Consider the following 4,078-nt stretch of genomic DNA (forward strand, 5'->3'; position numbering starts at 1 on the left):
TTATTGCACTATGTTTTCAATTTCTTCGGCGCGTAAGTACGGCACACCGTTGATTTTTACAAAGTCGGGGTCGGTTACATCAAACGGAATTTTAAACAGGCTGGCTTGGCCACCTTTTTTGTCTATGTCTAAAATGTCGCTTAGCTTAATGCGGCAACCAAACGCTTCTACTTTTAGCTCGTCTTTGCTGGTTTTTGCATAAAACATAATGTCGAACGGTTCCATTGCGCGCCAAGCGCCTGCACTTTTTGCCGCATCTGATATAAGCGCAAAGTTACTGGCGTTAACCGATAGCTCACCGCTGGCCGCTACATCGCCATCAACAAAACCATCAGGCACGCCACTTGTTTGGCTCACGGCGCTATTGTCGGTAATAGCCAGTGATGCCGTGTCAACTTGGACCATAATGTCACCCAAGTTCACGTTAAAATTCATTCCAGATAAACGCATGGTTAGTGCTCCTAGTTGCTGCTTAAATCAAGCATGATGTTTACGGTAATTTCTTTTGGCGAGTTGTAAGGGCGAACAACCAAGTAAATAACCACCGCTTTGTTTGTGGTCCATACAATCGTTACATCGCCCTCTACTGGCGGCTTAATATCACCCGGAAACTGCGTGCCTAAAATGGTGGTGCTTTTGCTCATGGCGCGCAGTGGCTTCATAAAGTACGACTTGTTTAGTTCAATGCTGTTAGGCGTTGAATTAAGCGCACGGTTTGCAACACGGCGAATAGCTAATACCCGCACTTCTCGGCTGGCTTTATGCACTGGGCGTAAATGCTCAAGGTATTGGTAGTCACCGCCTGCAGCGTCGAGCGTTTGGGCATCGCTCCAATAAACACCCTCAAAATCGCTATACCACTGCGGTACGCTCATGCGTTTATTTGCTAGGGTTTCTAGTGTGGCAAGAGACAGCGGCTCGTTTTCTCTGTCAACCGGTGCCGCGCCTAGGCCTAACACACTGCCCGTTGCTACGCGCATGGGGCTGTCGGCAATGCTTACGCTGCGGTCACATAATCGCCCTGCTAATACGCCTACGTTATTGCCGTGTAATTGCGGTACGGGCACCACTAAGTGCGCGGCAATATCGGCTTGCAATGCAATGGTTGCGGCTTCATAGGTTGGCCATGTTTGCGTAGCTGCATCAATACCAGGCACGGCAACCAATGCCGATACAAAACGGCCTAATGTGGCTTGCAATGATGTTAGGTGATCATGAATATCTGTGAGTTCTGCGCTTGCTGTTTGCTCAGCACATACCACTACCATTTCAAAGCTTTGTACTTCGTTGGCGCGGTCAATGGCATCAACAATGGTTTCCAGTTCGGCCATTGGGTAAACCGCTGCGGTCCAGTTTTGGCCTGCGTTTAATTGCGCAGCAATAAGCTGATCGCGCAGTGGGCTATCTGCAAAGGTTTTTTCTAAGTCGGTTTTAGCGCCAATGCTAAATAATTGGCTTTCTTCATCAACCGAACCTGCACGGCCAACAAACAAGAAGTGTCGCTCAACACCTTGGATGTCACCTTGCCCTAAATTCAAATTGTTAACTTGCACTTTACCTAGTGACATGTGTTTATCCTCGTTTATTGAGTTGGTTTAATATTGTTGCCAGTTCGCGCTGTACGTTGCTGGTTGTATCGCCTAAAAACGGTCGCGCTTTTACCGGTATTTGCCAGCTTTTACGGCTTTTTTGGCCGCGTAACTCACTTAACACTAATGTGGCTTTGCCATGAGTTAAGCTGCCTGCAATTTCTTTAATAGTGGCGCGGCGGTAGCCTTTGCCTTTTGCCCTGCGTACTTTGTAACCCTCAGCGGCTAATGCTTTTGCTTGGCTTCGGGTACACGGCGCTTGGTAATCTGGTTTGCCATGAATACGCACCATGCGGCTGGCAGTCATTCGCTCTGTGCCACCCTCTTGGTGTAGCGCTGCAATGCGTCCCGTAAATGAATTTTTATGTTTAAGCTCTAAGCGCTTACTAGCTTTTACATAGGGTTCTAATGTTTTACCCATACGTTTAAGCACTTTGGTTTTTTTACCGTCGCTGCGCCCTGCAAACTTTTTACCGTCTACCGTGGTTTGTGTGCGTATGCGTTGGCGCGCAAGCTTACGCTCAAAGCGGCCTAATTTTTTTAATAGCCTAATGCGTTTAGCCGGTGGTAACGCCAGTAGCTGCAACTGTTGTTTAGCGCTTAATGCTTGTTTGCTATTTGGGGTGATCACTAAACTCATGATTGCCCCTTAATATTTACGTCTACGTCTTCGGCAATGCTGATTGGCGCTAGCGATACGTAATAACGGGCGCCATTAAATAAAATAGGGCCGTTGTCGGCGGGTATTAGCTCAATGTCGTCTAGTAGTTGCACGTCTATCAGTACGGTTGCGTTGTCTTTGCTTACTACGTCTATGTCTATTTCAGGGTCGTCTAGGGCGTAGTCGTCGCGTGGCCAGTTGCTGTCTGTTAAAAATGCAGCAATAAGAGCAAGCAAGTTGTACGGGTTAATTTTGCGATGCGGAAATTTTTCAATGGCTATTACGCCGGTGTGTTTCCACTTGGCAACTAGGTAACCGTCTTGGCCTTTGTCTTCACCGCTTATTATTAAGGTGCCACGTTCTTGCCAGGCATCTATGTTGTTGGTGTGAATAGCGCCTTTTAAACTGGTGTTTAAAAAGTCGGTTAGTTGCTGTAATTGGGTAATGGTTTGGCTCATAGCGTGTGCACTCCGGCGCGGCCAAGGCCAAGCAATAAACGAATGCTGCGGTTAGACTGCGCTAAAATGGCATCTTGCTGATCAACACTATCGGCTTTGTTGTTGCCTGCGTCTTTTTGGTCAACCGCTGAAAAATACCCCATTAAATCGGCATGCGAACGGGCATACACGGCGCCACGGTAAACACTTTGCTGAGTGGTATTAAAATTAGGCACGTCGTTAGTTAGGGTGAAAGAAACATCCGTGTTCTCTTTCATAATGTATTTAAGTAGCTGCTGCTGCACTTCTAATGCGCTGCGGTTTAATGAGTCGGCTATTACGGTTTCTTCGTAAAACTCAGGTATGCGGCGATGATCACGAAACTCGCCAGTGCTTAACGCTGGCCAGCCGCTTTGAGCATCTATTTCAATGCTGTTTTGTGCTGTTGCTTCGTATCCAAATGACATACCGTATACCTATTCAATTTGGGTTCAGTGCAGTTAGCGTCGACGCGGTTATTAACGGTCGCCCGTTAAACGCTCGGCTAGTGCACTGGAGGGTTTGGAGCTTTGGCTATTACTGGGCGTTTAGCTCGGCAATGGCTCTTAATCTCATGGCTATTTTGTTTCTTACTGTTTTTACTTGTGCGTGTTTATGCAGTTCGGCGGCTTTGGCTAAGTAGCCATCGGCTTGCTGTAAGCGTTGCACGTCGCCCACATGCGATGGCGATATGTCGCCGTTTTTGCTGCGCAGTAACGCAAGACCCGCAAACTTGTAGTACTTAGCCGTAACTTGCTCAGGTAATTTCCACGTGTTCGCAACCTTGCTGAACACTTGGCTAAAATAAGGCTCAATGCTGTTGCCTTTTTCTGCTTGGGTGCTTGCCCACTCAAAAACAGTGTCGGCAATAAAACCAGGCCACTGGCGGCGAATGCTGCTAGCCATGGGCTGGTTAAGCTCAATGGCTCTGAAACCAAACTCAAGAGCGCGAGCGAAGTTGCCAACGTCAAACAGCCAAATCGTGCAGTACGCATAAATCGGGTTGTCTTCATTTTGCTTTCCTTCTTTTGCTAAATAGTCTTCAACAATGGGTAACCACTTTGGCAATAACACATCACGTTTGTGAGTGATTTTGTCGGCGCGGGTTACATAGCTTTTTAAGCGTTTTAAGTCGTCTTCTAATTCAATAAGCTGTAAGTGCAGGCTTGGGGCGTATTGCCCTTTGCCTGTTAGGCTTACTTTTTCGAGCTGTTTTTTTGCTTGGTTTTGCTCTTTGAATTGGAGGATTCTTGCGCCGCCGACGGCTTTTTTAGCTCTTCAACCGTGTCTTTTAAGTCGCTATTTGCGGCGTTAATATCGTCGGCTTGGTAGGCTAAATCGCTGGCAGCATC

At 47.3% G+C, this 4,078-nt stretch carries 6 protein-coding genes; all 6 read right to left on the minus strand.

All coding sequences use genetic code 11. From position 1 onward, the window contains the following. Positions 1-450 (minus strand): phage protein, encoded by a 450-nt coding sequence (locus L641_RS0120805; RefSeq protein WP_024601300.1) that lies wholly within the window; start codon positions 448-450, stop codon positions 1-3. An 11-nt stretch (positions 451-461) separates the two neighbouring features. Further along, on the minus strand, positions 462-1,568 hold the full coding sequence (locus L641_RS0120810) for a DUF2586 domain-containing protein (protein ID WP_024601299.1): 1,107 nt from the start codon (positions 1,566-1,568) through the stop codon (positions 462-464). Between the two features lie 4 nt (positions 1,569-1,572). Then, positions 1,573-2,229: a phage virion morphogenesis protein gene (locus L641_RS0120815; RefSeq protein WP_024603010.1), complete on the minus strand. Its 657-nt coding sequence runs from the start codon at positions 2,227-2,229 to the stop codon at positions 1,573-1,575. Continuing rightward, complete coding sequence (locus L641_RS0120820; protein WP_024603011.1) at positions 2,226-2,708, minus strand: phage tail protein; 483 nt, start codon at positions 2,706-2,708, stop codon at positions 2,226-2,228. The genes L641_RS0120815 and L641_RS0120820 overlap by 4 nt, the downstream gene beginning before the upstream one ends. After that, positions 2,705-3,154, minus strand: a complete 450-nt coding sequence (locus L641_RS0120825) for a head completion/stabilization protein (RefSeq protein WP_024603012.1) — start codon at positions 3,152-3,154, stop codon at positions 2,705-2,707. The genes L641_RS0120820 and L641_RS0120825 overlap by 4 nt, the downstream gene beginning before the upstream one ends. 109 nt (positions 3,155-3,263) lie before the next feature. After that, a complete protein-coding gene (gene gpM / locus L641_RS23080) occupies positions 3,264-3,974 on the minus strand; it encodes a phage terminase small subunit (RefSeq protein WP_076916057.1) in 711 nt (236 codons plus the stop codon). Positions 3,975-4,078 lie beyond the last annotated feature (104 nt).

The organism is Pseudoalteromonas sp. TB41, from assembly GCF_000497975.1.
In the GTDB taxonomy this organism is placed as follows: Bacteria; Pseudomonadota; Gammaproteobacteria; order Enterobacterales; family Alteromonadaceae; genus Pseudoalteromonas; species Pseudoalteromonas tetraodonis.

Coding starts and splice junctions, on each gene's coding strand:
- L641_RS0120815 (WP_024603010.1), bottom strand. CDS start 2,229: ATGAGTTTAGTGATCACCCCAAATAGCAAACAAGCATTAAGCGCTAAA.
- L641_RS0120825 (WP_024603012.1), bottom strand. CDS start 3,154: ATGTCATTTGGATACGAAGCAACAGCACAAAACAGCATTGAAATAGAT.
- L641_RS0120805 (WP_024601300.1), bottom strand. CDS start 450: ATGCGTTTATCTGGAATGAATTTTAACGTGAACTTGGGTGACATTATG.
- L641_RS0120810 (WP_024601299.1), bottom strand. CDS start 1,568: ATGTCACTAGGTAAAGTGCAAGTTAACAATTTGAATTTAGGGCAAGGT.
- L641_RS0120820 (WP_024603011.1), bottom strand. CDS start 2,708: ATGAGCCAAACCATTACCCAATTACAGCAACTAACCGACTTTTTAAAC.